Consider the following 14189-nt stretch of genomic DNA (forward strand, 5'->3'; position numbering starts at 1 on the left):
CCTCGGGGAGAAGAAACAGGCGGCATCCACTCGATCCAATCGAGGCTTGGAGTGAGAGGTGAGGTCGCAACGCGCCCTGAAATCTCGCGTGCCCAAAATATCCGCTATGCCGGAAAATACTCACCCAGCAGCGAAGGCGCACCATCCGTCTGCACCTCGCCCTTTTCGATCAGGTCTTCTATATGCGCCAGCACGGAAAGTGCGGCGGCGCCATGCAGGCGCTTGTCGGTGCTGGCATAGATTACCTTCACCATATCGGCGATCAGCCGGTCGCCTTCGCGGATACGCTTCAGAACCGCCTTTTCCCGCATGCGGCGGTGGGCGCGCAAGCCCCGCATGAAGGCGGCGGGGTCGGTGACCGGGCCGCCATGGCCGGGCAGGAACAGCCGGTCGTCGCGGGTCAGCAGCCGTTCCAGCGAGGCCATGTAGTCGCTCATCGCCCCATCCGGCGGCGCGACAATGGTGGTGGCCCAGGCCATGACGTGATCGGCGGAAAAGACGATGCCGCTGCCATCGAGCGCGAAGGCGGCGTGGTTGGCCGTGTGTCCCGGCGTATGCAGCGCGGTAAGCCGCCACCCGTCGCCGGAAAGGCTTTGGCCGTCGCCAAGCGCGATATCGGGCACAAAAGCCGTATCGGAACTTTCGGCAAAGGGGTTTGTCTCGCCCGCGTGCAGCGGGCGGGCGGCCCGGTGCGGGCCTTCCGCCACCGTTATCGCCCCGGTCGCTTCCTTCAGCCGCCGGGCAAGCGGAGAGTGATCGCGGTGGGTATGGCTGACGAAGATATGGGTGACCTCGCGGCCCTTCAGCGCCGCCATCAGCGCCTGAAAATGCGCCTCATCCTCCGGGCCGGGATCGATGACGGCGACGGAACGGTCGCCGACAATATAGGAGTTGGTGCCATGGAAGGTGAAGGCGGAAGGATTGTTGACGGTGATGCGCTGGATCAGCGGGGCGACGGGAACCGCCTCGCCATAGGCCGGCTGGAAATCGAGATCGAATGCCGGGTCCGCCATCGAGACCTCCTGAAAAATGCCATGCCAGCTTGAGCCGCAGCCTCAACCGCGCCATCGCCAAGCCCTAACATGCGAACTTCGCCACGGCACCCAAAAAGCTTGAATTTTGTGAAAAAATAAGTCGCCGGGTCATTGCCGGGCCGGGCAGGCTTTGCTAATCAGGCGCGGTTCAGGCAGCGGCGTTTCGCCTTCGCTGCCCTGTTGGGGCGTCGCCAAGCGGTAAGGCACCGGTTTTTGGTACCGGCATTCCCAGGTTCGAATCCTGGCGCCCCAGCCATCTTTTCCAAAGTCAGAACAACGTTTGCAGGTCCCGGCGACCATCGATCACGCGAACGATTTCCACGGAATATATTTCGCCGCCATCGGTATCCGGCACGGTTTCGTAGAGAATGATATAAGGTGCTTCAACGAGCATACGGGCGGACGGAAAAATTTCCGGGTGACGCTCGCCAAGGCGAGGATGGTCGACCAAGCGCTCCGCTTTGGCGCGGAACCGAGCGAAATATCGCTCTGCGGCAAGAGGCTGTGATTTGCCGATGTCGATATAGATTTTCTTCACATCGCTACGTGCGCGGGGCGTCCAGACAAGCTTAGTGGTCACGATTTTTCAACGAGGCCAGTTCTGCACGCGCTTCATTGAGCGCCTCGTCGAAATCCACTTCGGTTGAACCGCCACTGGCTTTGCCCTCAGCCCACAATGCGCGCAGCTTGGCGATGTCGTCGCGTCGCTGAACCCATTTTGCCGACCAGTCTCGCATCGCTTCACGGATGACTTCGCTGCTGCTGGCATAAGCACCGCTTTCCACGGCATCACGCAAGATTTCGGCGTGCTGGGGCGTCATCGAAACGCTGATCTTTTCAACGTTGGCCATGTTATTTCTCCATGGTGTTTGGTAGGAATTATTACCACCAGGTGGTCTTTGACGCGAGATGTTTTTTCGACGCCCTGGTGGCAATACACCGGAGGATGCCGGTGCGGGTGGAGAAGTCATCTCCAACAAAAAACGCCGCGCATCCAGAGACACGCGGCGTCAAACCTAAAAATCGCGAAATGCCTTAAAGCGCGATATCCGGCACCTTCTTCACCGGCGCACCTGCAGGGGCCGCACCGGCGCCCTTCAGCGCCTCAAGGTCGATCTGCGGCGGGGTGGGCAGCTGCAGGTGTTCGGCGGTGTAGGCCCATTCCTGCTGCACCTTTTCCGGGTCGTCATTGAGCTTCGTGCCGTAGCTCGGCACGATCTGGCGGATCTTGGCCTGCCATTCAGGCGTGGCCACCTTGTCCTTGAAGACCTTTTCCAGAACGCTGAGCATGATAGGGGCGGCCGTGGAAGCGCCCGGCGAAGCGCCGAGCAGGCCGGCGATGCTGCCGTCCTTGGCGGCGACGACTTCGGTGCCGAGCCGCAGCACGCCGCCCTTTTCTTCGTCGCGCTTGATGATCTGTACGCGCTGGCCGGCCTGCCACAGGCGCCATTCGCCCTGCTTGGCATTCGGGAAATATTCCTTCAGCGCGGCAAAACGGTCGTCATCCGACATCATCAGCTGACCGGCGAGATATTCCACCAGCGGATATTCATCGATGCCCACCCGCACCATCGGCCAGGCATTGCTGGTGGTGACGGAGGAGACGAGATCGAAATAGGAGCCTTCCTTCAGGAACTTGGTGGAGAAGGTAGCGAAAGGCCCGAACAGGATGACGCGCTTGCCGCCCAGCACGCGGGTATCGAGATGCGGAACCGACATGGGCGGCGAGCCGACCGAGGCCTTGCCATAGGCTTTGGCCAGATGCTGCATCGTCACGTCGGGGTTCTCGTTGATGAGGAACGAGCCGCCCACCGGGAAGCCGGCGTAATCGTCCGCTTCCGGAATGCCGGACATCTGCAACAGATGCAGCGCGCCGCCGCCGGCGCCGATGAACACGAATTTCGCATCCACCACCTGTTCGGCATCGGTCTTGGTGTTGGTATAGGTCACGCGCCAGCTGCCATCGGCATTGCGCTGGATGTCGGAAACCTCGCTATTGACCTGCAGGTCGAAATTCTGGTCGCCCTGCAGATGCGATACGAATTGCCGGGTGATTTCGCCGAATTCCATGTCGGTGCCGAGCGGCGACCAGGTCGCGCCGATCTTCTGGGAAGGATCGCGGCCTTCCATCATCAGCGGCACCCACTTCTTGATCTGCTCGGGATCGGTGGAATATTCCATGCCGGCGAACAGCGGGCTGGCTTTGAGCGCCTGATAGCGCTTTTCAAGATAGGCGACGTTCTCGTCACCCCAGACGAAGCTCATATGCGGCGTGTGGTTGATGAAGGAGCGCGGGTTCTTCAAAACGCCGTTACGCACCTGCCAGGCCCAGAATTGGCGGGAAATCTGGAAGGATTCATTGATGTTGACGGCCTGGGTGATCTTGATGTTGCCGTTGTCGTCTTCCGGCGTGTAGTTGAGTTCGGCGAGAGCGGAATGGCCGGTGCCGGCATTGTTCCAGCCGTTCGAGCTTTCAAGCGCCACGCCATCCAGCCGCTCCAGCATCTGCATCGACCAGGTGGGCTCCAGTTCACGCAGCCAAACACCGAGCGTCGCGCTCATGATGCCGCCGCCGATCAAAAGCACGTCGACCTTCTTGGCGGCCGTATTGGCGAGAAGCGGGGAAGAAGGCAGTGCCGCTGCGGCAATGCCGGCAAGCGCACCGCCCAGAACCTGTCGGCGGTTCATCGGAAGCGCGCCGGGGGCAAATGCGTTGGAAAGGGTGGTTTCCTGGGAAAGATCAGTGAGCTGGGATTTGTCTTGATCGATGGGAGTCACGGCCATACCTGATTCTTGTTTTGTGTTAAAAACATTCCTCCCGTTCGCCCCGTTACAGCAAAGCGCAAACCGGCACAACCCGGACTCGTTCACTCCAGTTCAAGCAGTTTTGCAGGGATTTTGCAGGGACATATGGTCGCAACGGCCATTTTTGCGGTTTTGCCGATCGTCATTTTTATGACGGCGAAGATTAGCCGACGCTTTCAAACGGTTGAAAGGGTTCTGTGAGCGGGATATCGCGGAAAGGCGGATATGACGCTGTTTCCGGCGCGTCACGGGTCGCAGGGTGCGGCTATAGGCAAAAATTTTTTCAGAAAAATGACAATAATCCCGAAAAAGTGAAAAGGCCCGCCGGTTCGGGCGGGCCTTGCTGCGTCTGGTCTGTGGCCGAAGATCAGTCTGCGGCGAGGAATTCCGCGCAGTAGCTCGGGCCGTTGATGCCGGGGCGGTCGGAAACCGTGCGCACCGCGGTAATCTTGTAATCGCTGGAAACGACAAGCTGCACCGTGCAGGAGAGCGAGGCGGTGCGGGCGGGCGAGATCTGGCGACCTTTCTTGCCATCCTTGCCTTCTTCGAACCTGGCCGGAATGGTGGCCTTTCTGTAGCCGCCGCGCCAGTTATAGACGGTGGAGCTGCCGGTTTCCGTATCGCTCAGCGGCGGGCCGAATTTTGCGAAGAAAATACCTGCGGACTGGCCGACCCAGCGGGTCTCAACGGGGCTCTTCTGGGTGAAAGAGGGAGTGGAGCCGCCCGTGGAAGTGGTGCAGGCCGAGAGCGCAATGGCAAACGCTGCAAGCGTTACGCTGCGAGATAGCATGGTGAAATGTCCTTTGTGCCGTGTCCGGCTTCCCGCCGGTCATTCCGTTCCCCTAGCAGATTTGGAGACGGCGGGCAGGGGAGGTATGCGGCTCGATGAAAATTTCCTGCCACAATTGCTTTTTTGTAACGTTTTGAGGCCTTCCAGCCGGTGCCACAGGCTCCTGGCAGGGTTGTTTCAACAGATGGAAAAAACTTGTCACAAAAAATGCAATAAGCCGCTTGTCGAATGCCGGAGGCTGGTCTATAGAAGCGCCGCTGGTCACGGAGTGTAGCGCAGTCTGGTAGCGCACCACGTTCGGGACGTGGGGGTCGGAGGTTCGAATCCTCTCACTCCGACCAGCTTGAAGCCCAATAGTTACAGCGGCTTGCAACTCATCCCGAAAATTCCAAGATCGAAATCTCGCACCGAAACCGGACGTGTGAAAACCCGTTTCGGCTGGACTGCATTCGCCGCTCGCGTCTGAAAATCAGGGCGCAGGTGAAATAAGTGCGTTCAAATTGCCGTTCTTCAACCGGTATGCGCTTTGGGAGGGGGCTTTCCACATCCGCTCACGAATGCGAATCGTCACCATCAACGCTTCGGCGGGCTTTTGTTGTCGCCACCCGGCGTCCCAGCAAAAGAGGCCCGTCGCTCCGCCAAGCGCCAGGCCTCAATGTCGCGGCCTGTTTCAGGGGACGCGCGACAGGAATCGTCTTAGAAGCCTCAATTCTTCTTCACAATCCAAGAAGTTATCCATCACCGTCATGGGCCCTGAATTTCAGGGGCATCGTCGCGATCAACTTATCGCGATCAAAAAAGAGGCCCGCTGCTTTTTCAAACAACGAGCCTCTGTTGGGCCGCTTGGCGGAGCGACCGCATGCAAATTCGCCTTTCGTGCATGAACGTCGAATGAACAAACAGCTTTTTATGCTGCCGAGAAACAACCCGTAAAAATCAGGAGAGCGGCATGGATCGGAAAGCCGCCTCAGCCGTTATCTGACCATACAACAATGGAGGATAGCATGCTGAAGGGTATCGCATTGTGGGCTATGGGCGTTCCGATCTTCGTGATCATTCTGCTTTATATGTTCGTGTTTTAAGCCATCCGCAGTCTCTGACACGGAAGACGCTCTGAAACGAAAAAGGCGACCGCTTTGACGGTCGCCTTTTGTTTGTTTGAGGGGGCGTGTCAGCCCAGATCGCCGATCAGCCGCGCGGCCGTTGCGCCGTCCGTGCGGCGGATGTCGATCTCGTCGCGGTGCTTGGCGAGGAGCTCGCTGGCCAGCAGTTTTTCCGCAAGATCGGCGGGCAGCGAGAGAATGACCCGGTCGCCCTTTTCTTCCGTCGCACCGACGCTGCGCTTGCCGGCGATCATGCCGCCCGCAACCGTGTTGTTGGTGTCGGGATCGATCAGGATGAAGGAACCGGTCGAGCGGTTCTGTTCATAAGGATCGAAGATCGCCGTCTCGTCGAAGGAAAGCCGCACCTTGCCGATGGCGTTCATCGGCAGCGAGGTTTCATGCGCCTGCCATTCGCCTTCCTTCAGGTTCAGCTGGCTGACAGGCTGCACGCTGACGCGCTGGCGGCGGCTGCCGCTTTTCAGCCAGTAGCGCTTGCCTGCCTCGATACCGCCCGGCTGCAACGCCACGATCTGGGCGTCGAAGGCAAGGCCGGTCTGCGGCTGCGCCTCGATGGAGACGATCATGTCGCCGCGCGACACATCCACCTGACGGTCGAGGACGAGCGTGACCGCATCGCCCGCGACGGCGGCATTGCGCACCAGATCGAAAGTGACGATCTGCTTGACATTCGCGACCATGCCGGAAGGCAGGACGACGACACTGTCGCCCGGCTTTACCGAACCGCCGGCAACCGTGCCCTGATAGCCACGGAAGCTTTCACCGGGGCGCGAGACGCGCTGCACCGGCAGGCGGAAGCCGCCGGATTGCGCGGAGCGCACCGTGGCAAGCTCCAGCGTCTCCACCAGCGTCGGACCTTCATACCAGGGCATGGAGGACTTGCCGGAGAGAACGACGTTTTCACCCTTCAGCGCCGACATCGGAATGGCGGTGATCTGCTTGATGCCGAGATTGGACGCGAAATCGCGGAATTCATGGGCGATCAGCTCGAAACCGGCCTTGTCGTAATGCGTCAGGTCGATCTTGTTGACGGCCAGCACGAATTGCCGGATGCCCATCAGCGCCGCAATGGTGGCGTGGCGGCGGGTCTGTTCGAGAATGCCGGTGCGCGCATCGACGAGCAGCACCGCGAGATCGGCGGTGGAAGCGCCTGTCGCCATGTTGCGGGTATATTGCTCATGGCCGGGCGTGTCGGCCACGATGAAGGCGCGCCGGTCGGTGGCGAAATAGCGATAGGCGACATCGATGGTGATGCCCTGTTCGCGCTCCGCCTGAAGACCGTCGAGCAGCAGCGCGAAATCGGGCAGGCCGAGATCGTTCTGCTTGCCGCTGTCGCGGTGCAGGGTGGCGGCCTGATCTTCCTTGACGGCCTTGGTGTCCCAGAGAAGACGGCCGATCAGGGTCGATTTGCCGTCATCGACGCTGCCGCAGGTGATGAGACGCAGCGGACGCGTATCGCGCGCCGCCTTCGAATGCTCGGCAAAGGGCAGAATGGTTGCGGAAGAGGGGGTGTTGGCGGCGGCAGTGCTCATCAGAAATACCCCTCGCGCTTCTTCTTCTCCATCGAGCCGGACTGGTCGCGGTCAATCGCGCGGCCCTGCCGTTCGGAAACGGTGGCGATTTCAAGTTCCGCGATGACTTCCTGAAGCGTCGCCGCCTCGGAACGGATCGCGCCGGTCAGCGGGAAGCAGCCGAGCGTGCGGAAGCGGATCGAGCCATGCTTGATCTCTTCGCCGGGCAACAGTTCCAGCCGCTCGTCTTCGGCAAGGATCATCATGCCGTCGCGTTCGACATAGGGGCGCTCGGCGGCGTAATAGAGCGGCACCAGCGGAATGTTTTCCGCCTCGATGTAACGCCAGATATCCACTTCGGTCCAGTTGGAGAGCGGGAAGGCGCGCACGCTTTCGCCCTTGCGGACCATGCCGTTATAGATGTTCCACAGTTCCGGGCGCTGGTTGCGCGGGTCCCATTTATGGTCGGGCGTGCGGAAGGAATAGATGCGTTCCTTGGCGCGGCTCGCCTCCTCATCGCGGCGCGCGCCGCCGAAGGCCGCATCGAACTGGCCGGCATCGAGCGCCTGGCGCAGCGCTTCGGTCTTCATGATGTCGGTGTAAAGCGCCGAACCGTGGGTGAAGGGCGTTACGTTTTCGCTCGCACCGCGCGGATTGGTGTAGGAAATCAGATCGAGATCGTATTCCTTGACGATATTGTCGCGGAATTCGATCATTTCCTTGAACTTCCAGCCGGTATTGACGTGCAGCAGCGGGAAGGGAATGCGGCCGGGGAAAAACGCCTTGCGCGCGAGATGCAGCAGCACGGACGAATCCTTGCCGATGGAATAGAGCATCACGGGCTTGTCGAATTCGGCGGCGACTTCGCGGAAGATGTGAATGGCTTCGTTTTCAAGCGCCTTCAGATGGGGATCGAGCGGCGGCTTGGATGCGACAGTATTCTTGCTGTCCGTCTCGTGGACTGCGTTGGACATTGTGAACTCCGGGAATGTACTGAATGATTATCGTTGCGGGATGGGGGAAACGGCGGATGTCTGCTCCGCACCGGCGACGTGAAGACCGCATTCGCGCTTCTCGTCGTTTTCCCACCACCATCGTCCGGCGCGCTCAGGCTCGCCGGGCTTGATGGCGCGCGTACACGGCTCGCAGCCGATGGAGGGGTAACCGCGCTGATGCAACGGATTGACGGGAATGTTCTCCTGGGCGACATGCGCTCGGATGAGGTCGATATCCCAGTCAGCCAGGGGATTGATCTTGATGAGATTGCGCTCCGCATCGAACTCGGCGAAAGGCGTCGTGGCGCGATTGCCCGACTGGCCGCGCCTGAGGCCGGTGATCCAGAAGGCGGCGCCTTCCAGCGCCTTGCCGAGCGGGATCAGCTTTCTGACATGACAGCAGGCGTGGCGTGCTTCGACGCTTTCGTAAAAACCGTTCAGGCCGTATTTTTCGGCATAGGCGTCGATATCGTCCTGCTCCGGGCGGAAGCGGCGGATTTCGATGCCGAAACGCTCCTCGGTTTCATCGATGAGATCGACGGTTTCCTTGAACAGCCGGCCGGTTTCGAGCGTTACGACGTCGATCGGCAGGCGATGCGTGCCGATGGCGGCCGTAATGACCTGATCCTCGATGCCGAGGCTGGTGGTGAAGACCGCCCGCCCGCCGAGGCCGGCGATAAACGAAAGCCGACCCGCCAGATCGAGCCCGGCAAGCGTGGCGTCGAGGGAAGCGGCATCGGCAGAGGCATTTGCTGAATTGATCGTCATTGTCACGTCCGGGATTTCCATGGCCGATTATTGTTGAAATCCGACCTTTGGAACAGAAATGACAGTCTTTGTGCGCTGCACTTGAGAGCAAAAATGCCTCACGCGCGCAGGGTATGAGCAAAAGATACCCGTTCACCTTCTTCGCAGCTTGGATTTGAATTGTGACAACTTCTGCGCTAAGCCGGAATTGCCGGGTTTCCGGGCTTGTGGTCTACTGGTTTTACGATGATTTCGCAGAAGGCAAAATATGCGCTGAGGGCGCTCCTTTCGCTGGCCAAGGCCGACGGGGCCTGTCCTGTGCAGATTTCCGACATCGCCCGCGAACAGGCCATTCCGAAAAAGTTTCTGGAGCAGATCCTTCTCGAAATGAAGAAGGAACGCCTCGTCGAAAGCCGACGCGGCAAGCAGGGCGGTTATCTCTTGGCGCGCCCGGCTGCGGATATCACCTTCGGCGAGGTGCTGCGCCTCATCGATGGGCCGCTTGCCCCCTTGCCCTGCCTGTCGCAGACCGCCTATCGCCGCTGCGAGGATTGCGACGGCGAGAAGCAGTGCGAGATCCGCCACGTCTTTGCCCGCGTGGCCGATGCCACCCGCAACATCCTTTTCAACACCACCATCGCCGATGCCGTGGCCGGTGTCGAAGTGCCCGAGCTTTTGACGGCCTGACGAAAAAATCGTCTAAAACCCCATAATATTTTTCGCTGCCAGCGCAAAAAATCGTCAAAAATGTGAAACGGTTTTGCATTCAGCAAAGTTTTACACGACGCTTGTTGCGCCTTTCGCTTATGCTGCGCTGTATTTGTTGCCCGGGAAAACGCTCTCGGGAAACACTTTTTCGATCGTATTCGGCCTCATTGACCAACTCTACTCAACCGGTAGAGTTAAGCCATCGCAATCAGGAGGGAATACCGATGTCCAAGCTTCTGTCCGGTTTGAGCGTTGTTGCGCTTAGCCTCTCACTGGCACTTGGCGGCGCTGGCTCGGCCGCCGCGCAGACCAAGCTGCTCAACGTGTCCTACGATCCGACCCGTGAACTCTACAAGGACTTCAACGAAGCCTTCGCCAAGAAGTGGAAGGCCGACACCGGCGAGGACGTCACGATCCAGCAGTCGCATGGCGGCTCCGGCAAGCAGGCGCGTTCGGTCATCGACGGTCTGGAAGCGGACGTCGTGACGCTGGCGCTGCAGAGCGATATCGATGCCATCGTCCAGAACTCCGGCAAGATCAACAAGGACTGGCGCACCCGCCTGCCGCATAATTCCTCGCCTTACACCTCCACCATCGTCTTCCTGGTCCGCAAGGGTAACCCCAAGGGCATCCATAACTGGGGCGATCTGGTGAAGGGCGACGTGCAGATCGTGACGCCGAACCCGAAGACCTCGGGCGGCGCCCGCTGGAACTATCTGGCGGCCTGGGCCTGGGCCAACGAAGAGTTCAAGGGCGATCAGGACAAGATCAAGGCCTATGTCGGCGAGCTCTACAAGCGCGCCCCGGTTCTCGATACCGGTGCCCGTGGTTCCACGGTGACCTTCGCCCAGCGCCAGATCGGCGATGTGCTGCTGGCCTGGGAAAACGAAGCCTATCTCGCCGGCCAGGAATTCGGCGCTGACGCCTTCGATATCGTTGTGCCGCCGATCTCGATCCTTGCCGAACCGCCGGTCGCCGTGGTTGACGCCAATGTCGACGCCAAGGGCACCCGCAAGGCGGCGGAAGCCTATCTGCAATATCTCTATTCCGACGAGGGCCAGAATATCGCGGCGAAGCACTTCTACCGCCCGTCCAACCCCGCCGTGGTCTCCAAGGATCTGCTCAAGCAGCTGCCCGACATCAAGCTCGTCACCATCGACGACCCGCAGTTTGGCGGCTGGGCGAAGGCGCAGCCTGAACATTTCGGTGACGGCGGCATCTTCGACCAGATTTACAAGCCCGCAAAGTAAGCGGATGATGGGCTGAAAATCGCCCGTTCGCTGAGACAACAGAAAAAAAGCCTGATCGACCGGACACCGTGCCGGTCGATAGTTTATAATAAACGCCGGGGAACACCGGCTCCCAGAGAGCATTTCCAGGAAAAGCGGACTCCGGTTTCCTGTCCGGAAATGCGCCAAACTAAAGATTATCCGGAGCCTTGATGAGCAACAATACTTCCGGAAACAGGTGGAAATGGCGGCAGTCGAGCGTCATACCGGGCTTCGGCCTGACGCTTGGTTACACAGTGACCTATCTGTTTCTCATCATTCTTATTCCGCTGGGCGGCCTTGTCTGGTCCACGGCGAAACTGGGTTTTTCAGATTTCATTGCGATTGCCACGGATAGCCGCACGCTGAATGCGCTGCGTGTCAGTTTCGGAACGGCATTTCTTGCCGCGCTGGTCAACGCGGTCTTCGGCGTCATCGTCGCCTGGGTGCTGACACGTTACCGTTTTCCCGGTCGCCGCTTCGTCGATGCCATCGTCGATCTGCCTTTTGCCCTGCCGACGGCGGTCGCCGGTATCGCGCTTACCACGCTTTACGCCAATCGCGGCTGGGTCGGTTCGCTGTTCGAACCCTTCGGCATCAAGATCGCCTTCACGCCGACCGGCATCGTCATCGCACTGATCTTCATCGGCCTGCCGTTCGTGGTGCGCACCGTGCAGCCGGTCATGGAAGAAATCGACCGGCAGGTGGAGGAGGTGGCGGCGACGCTTGGCGCCAACCGTTTCCAGACCATCACCCGCGTTCTGCTGCCGAGCCTGACACCCGCCATCCTCACGGGTTTTGCGCTCGCCTTCGCACGCGGTGTCGGGGAATATGGCTCGGTCATCTTCATCGCCGGCAATATTCCTTATGTCTCGGAAATCGCGCCGCTCCTCATCGTCATCCGGCTGGAGGAGTTCAATTATGCGGCCGCGACCGGCATCGCCACCATCATGCTGATCATCTCGTTCGCCATGCTGTTCCTCATCAATCTCATTCAGGCCTGGAGCCGCAAGAGGTACGGTTATGTCTGAGACCGCTTCCCGCACGTCCCCCCGGCCGTTCCGCGACCCCGCCAGCGAGAGCTTTCCCGCCCGGCTGGCGTTGATCGCGATTGCCTTCGTCTTCCTCGCTGCTTTTCTGGTTCTGCCGCTGGTCTCGGTCTTCTTCGAAGCCTTCCGCAAGGGTGCGGAAAGCTTCTGGGAGGCGATTGTCGAGCCGGACGCACTCTCCGCTATCCGCCTGACGCTGCTCGTCGCCGCCATTTCGGTGCCGCTCAACCTGGTCTTCGGGGTGATGGCCGCCTGGGCGATTGCGAAATTCGAGTTCAAGGGCAAGGCCTTCCTGATCACGCTCATCGACCTGCCGTTCTCGATCTCGCCGGTCATATCGGGCCTCGTCTATGTCATCCTGTTCTCATCCCACAGCGTGCTCGGGCCATGGCTGAAGAGCTACGGCATCGAAATCCTCTTCGCCGTGCCGGGCATCGTGCTCGCCACCATCTTCGTCACCTTTCCCTTCGTCGCGCGCGAACTGATTCCGCTGATGCAGGATCAGGGCAATGGCGACGAGGAGGCGGCGATTTCGCTCGGTGCTTCCGGCTGGCAAACCTTCTGGTATGTCACGCTGCCGAACATCAAATGGGGCCTGCTTTACGGGGTGCTGCTCTGCAACGCCCGCGCCATGGGTGAATTCGGCGCAGTCTCGGTGGTCTCGGGCCATATTCGCGGCGAGACCAACACCATGCCGCTGCATGTCGAGATACTCTATAATGAGTACAATATGGGCGCGGCCTTTGCGGTGGCGACGCTGCTCGCCGGTCTGGCGCTCGTGACGCTCATTCTCAAAACCATTCTCGAAATACGCTTTGGCGCGGGCAACGCAGCCGGCAAGCATTGAAAGGCATCTTCATGGAAGTGAAAGTTTCCGGCATCACCAAGCAGTTCGACCGCTTTCCGGCGCTGAACGATGTGTCGCTCGACATTCGTTCCGGCGAGCTGATCGCGCTGCTCGGTCCTTCCGGTTCCGGCAAGACGACGCTGCTGCGTCTCATCGCCGGTCTCGAACAGCCGACGACCGGCCAGATTTTCTTCGGCAACGAAGATGCCTCGCACCGCACGGTGCAGGAGCGCAATGTCGGTTTCGTGTTCCAGCACTACGCCCTGTTCCGCCATATGACGGTGGCCGACAATATCGCTTTCGGTCTCAAGGTGCGCCCCTCCGCCAAGCGTCCGCCGAAGGCCGAAATCCGCAGGCGGGTCTCCGAACTTCTCGACATGGTGCACCTCTCCGGCCTTGAGAAGCGTTACCCCTCGCAGCTTTCCGGCGGCCAGCGCCAGCGCGTGGCGCTCGCCCGCGCCGTCGCCATCGAGCCGAAGGTGTTGCTCCTCGATGAACCTTTCGGCGCGCTCGACGCCAAGGTGCGCAAGGAGCTGCGCCGCTGGCTGCGCGAATTCCACGACCGCACCGGCCACACCACCGTCTTCGTCACCCACGATCAGGAAGAGGCGCTGGAACTGGCCGACCGCGTCGTCGTCATGAGCCAGGGCAAGATCGAACAGGTCGGCACGGCGGACGATGTCTACGACACGCCCAACTCCCCCTTCGTCTTCTCCTTCATCGGCGAATCCTCCAGCCTGCCGGTGACGATCCGCGACGGCCACGTGCTGTTCCAGGGCGAAAGCATCGGCATCGATGAAAGCGGCTCTGGCGAGGGCGAGCTTTTCTTCCGCCCGGAAGATGTGGTGCTGACTGGGGAGAAGGACGCGCTTTACGGCAAGGTCACCACCTGTCGCCGCCTCGCGGGCACCCGCATCGCCGAAATAGACATCGCCAATAACGGCCATGAACCCTATCACCTCGAAATCGAAGTGCCGCTCAACGCCGCCGTGGCGGTGGGGGCGGAACTACGCTTCCGGCCGACGCGGTGGAAGGTTTTCGGGAAGAAATAAGGGAGACGTGACCGCAGTTGACGGTCGATGATCCGGCGCTCTCCCCAGTTCTCCGTCATACCGGCCTGGAGCCGGTATCCAGCCAGCCCAAGTCCTTGGGCTGAGAGGAGTCCTCTCGTCGCGGAGACGCGCGCCGGCTGGATGCCGGGTCATCCTCGGGCTTGTTCCTGGGGACCGGCATGACGGCAGAGAGGTGCCACGAGCAACACAAGACGCCGAATTTACAGCGCTAGCATATCCCACACCCTCATTCCTGTGCTTG

At 60.3% G+C, this 14189-nt stretch carries 13 protein-coding genes and 2 tRNA genes; 7 read left to right on the forward strand and 8 right to left on the reverse strand.

The genetic code is table 11. The features are described 5' to 3' along the window. Positions 1 to 104 precede the first annotated feature (104 nt). Entirely contained in the window at positions 105 to 1013 is a 909-nt protein-coding gene (locus L904_RS03895) for an MBL fold metallo-hydrolase (RefSeq protein WP_035259880.1), read from the reverse strand. 202 nt (positions 1014 to 1215) lie between these two features. Between L904_RS03895 and L904_RS03900 the strand changes: the two genes are divergently transcribed. After that, positions 1216 to 1290, forward strand: a tRNA-Gln gene (locus L904_RS03900). Positions 1291 to 1302: 12 nt separating this feature from the next. Here L904_RS03900 and L904_RS03905 read toward each other — a convergent pair. The 4 genes from L904_RS03905 to L904_RS03920 all read right to left on the reverse strand — a co-directional run bounded on the left by L904_RS03905 (position 1303) and on the right by L904_RS03920 (position 4629). Continuing rightward, complete coding sequence (locus tag L904_RS03905) at positions 1303 to 1614, reverse strand: type II toxin-antitoxin system RelE/ParE family toxin (protein WP_035259882.1); 312 nt, start codon at positions 1612 to 1614, stop codon at positions 1303 to 1305. Continuing rightward, a complete protein-coding gene (locus tag L904_RS03910; RefSeq protein ID WP_035259884.1) occupies positions 1604 to 1885 on the reverse strand; it encodes a type II toxin-antitoxin system ParD family antitoxin in 282 nt (93 codons plus the stop codon). Before L904_RS03910 ends, L904_RS03905 begins: the two co-directional genes overlap by 11 nt. 184 nt (positions 1886 to 2069) lie before the next feature. Beyond that, entirely contained in the window at positions 2070 to 3818 is a 1749-nt protein-coding gene (gene mqo / locus L904_RS03915) for a malate dehydrogenase (quinone) (RefSeq protein WP_035259885.1), read from the reverse strand. Between the two features lie 388 nt (positions 3819 to 4206). Further along, a complete protein-coding gene (locus tag L904_RS03920) occupies positions 4207 to 4629 on the reverse strand; it encodes a hypothetical protein (protein WP_003520473.1) in 423 nt (140 codons plus the stop codon). Positions 4630 to 4893: 264 nt separating this feature from the next. Between L904_RS03920 and L904_RS03925 the strand changes: the two genes are divergently transcribed. Continuing rightward, positions 4894 to 4970 (forward strand) — tRNA-Pro (locus L904_RS03925). A gap of 830 nt (positions 4971 to 5800) precedes the next feature. Here the strand turns inward: L904_RS03925 and cysN are convergent. From cysN to L904_RS03945, 3 genes are read right to left on the reverse strand one after another with little or no spacing between them, the layout of a single operon-like run. Further along, positions 5801 to 7282, reverse strand: coding sequence for a sulfate adenylyltransferase subunit CysN (gene cysN, locus L904_RS03935; protein WP_035262354.1), 1482 nt, complete (start codon positions 7280 to 7282; stop codon positions 5801 to 5803). After that, a complete protein-coding gene (cysD, locus tag L904_RS03940; protein WP_003520470.1) occupies positions 7282 to 8235 on the reverse strand; it encodes a sulfate adenylyltransferase subunit CysD in 954 nt (317 codons plus the stop codon). Before cysD ends, cysN begins: the two co-directional genes overlap by 1 nt. A gap of 27 nt (positions 8236 to 8262) precedes the next feature. After that, entirely contained in the window at positions 8263 to 9045 is a 783-nt protein-coding gene (locus L904_RS03945) for a phosphoadenylyl-sulfate reductase (protein WP_020812163.1), read from the reverse strand. A 204-nt stretch (positions 9046 to 9249) separates the two neighbouring features. Here L904_RS03945 and L904_RS03950 point away from each other — a divergent pair, with 204 nt between their 5' ends. The 5 genes from L904_RS03950 to L904_RS03970 all read left to right on the forward strand — a co-directional run bounded on the left by L904_RS03950 (position 9250) and on the right by L904_RS03970 (position 13927). Further along, complete coding sequence (locus L904_RS03950) at positions 9250 to 9690, forward strand: Rrf2 family transcriptional regulator (RefSeq protein ID WP_003520468.1); 441 nt, start codon at positions 9250 to 9252, stop codon at positions 9688 to 9690. A 245-nt stretch (positions 9691 to 9935) separates the two neighbouring features. After that, on the forward strand, positions 9936 to 10961 hold the full coding sequence (locus L904_RS03955; protein ID WP_035262358.1) for a sulfate ABC transporter substrate-binding protein: 1026 nt from the start codon (positions 9936 to 9938) through the stop codon (positions 10959 to 10961). Positions 10962 to 11152: 191 nt separating this feature from the next. Next, positions 11153 to 12010: a sulfate ABC transporter permease subunit CysT gene (gene cysT / locus L904_RS03960; protein WP_003494311.1), complete on the forward strand. Its 858-nt coding sequence runs from the start codon at positions 11153 to 11155 to the stop codon at positions 12008 to 12010. Beyond that, entirely contained in the window at positions 12003 to 12875 is an 873-nt protein-coding gene (gene cysW, locus L904_RS03965) for a sulfate ABC transporter permease subunit CysW (protein WP_020812516.1), read from the forward strand. The genes cysT and cysW overlap by 8 nt, the downstream gene beginning before the upstream one ends. An 11-nt stretch (positions 12876 to 12886) precedes the next feature. Further along, complete coding sequence (locus tag L904_RS03970; RefSeq protein WP_020812515.1) at positions 12887 to 13927, forward strand: sulfate/molybdate ABC transporter ATP-binding protein; 1041 nt, start codon at positions 12887 to 12889, stop codon at positions 13925 to 13927. Positions 13928 to 14189 lie beyond the last annotated feature (262 nt).

The organism is Agrobacterium sp. LY4 (genome assembly GCF_001526585.1).
In the GTDB taxonomy this organism is placed as follows: Bacteria; Pseudomonadota; Alphaproteobacteria; order Rhizobiales; family Rhizobiaceae; genus Agrobacterium; species Agrobacterium leguminum.

What these genes read in the sequence shown, in the direction of transcription:
- L904_RS03910 (WP_035259884.1), bottom strand. Translation starts at nt 1,885, where the DNA reads ATGGCCAACGTTGAAAAGATCAGCGTTTCGATGACGCCCCAGCACGCC.
- L904_RS03920 (WP_003520473.1), bottom strand. Translation starts at nt 4,629, where the DNA reads ATGCTATCTCGCAGCGTAACGCTTGCAGCGTTTGCCATTGCGCTCTCG.
- cysT (WP_003494311.1), top strand. Translation starts at nt 11,153, where the DNA reads ATGAGCAACAATACTTCCGGAAACAGGTGGAAATGGCGGCAGTCGAGC.
- L904_RS03970 (WP_020812515.1), top strand. Translation starts at nt 12,887, where the DNA reads ATGGAAGTGAAAGTTTCCGGCATCACCAAGCAGTTCGACCGCTTTCCG.
- L904_RS03895 (WP_035259880.1), bottom strand. Translation starts at nt 1,013, where the DNA reads ATGGCGGACCCGGCATTCGATCTCGATTTCCAGCCGGCCTATGGCGAG.
- L904_RS03950 (WP_003520468.1), top strand. Translation starts at nt 9,250, where the DNA reads ATGATTTCGCAGAAGGCAAAATATGCGCTGAGGGCGCTCCTTTCGCTG.
- mqo (WP_035259885.1), bottom strand. Translation starts at nt 3,818, where the DNA reads ATGGCCGTGACTCCCATCGATCAAGACAAATCCCAGCTCACTGATCTT.
- cysW (WP_020812516.1), top strand. Translation starts at nt 12,003, where the DNA reads ATGTCTGAGACCGCTTCCCGCACGTCCCCCCGGCCGTTCCGCGACCCC.
- cysD (WP_003520470.1), bottom strand. Translation starts at nt 8,235, where the DNA reads ATGTCCAACGCAGTCCACGAGACGGACAGCAAGAATACTGTCGCATCC.
- L904_RS03945 (WP_020812163.1), bottom strand. Translation starts at nt 9,045, where the DNA reads ATGGAAATCCCGGACGTGACAATGACGATCAATTCAGCAAATGCCTCT.
- cysN (WP_035262354.1), bottom strand. Translation starts at nt 7,282, where the DNA reads ATGAGCACTGCCGCCGCCAACACCCCCTCTTCCGCAACCATTCTGCCC.
- L904_RS03955 (WP_035262358.1), top strand. Translation starts at nt 9,936, where the DNA reads ATGTCCAAGCTTCTGTCCGGTTTGAGCGTTGTTGCGCTTAGCCTCTCA.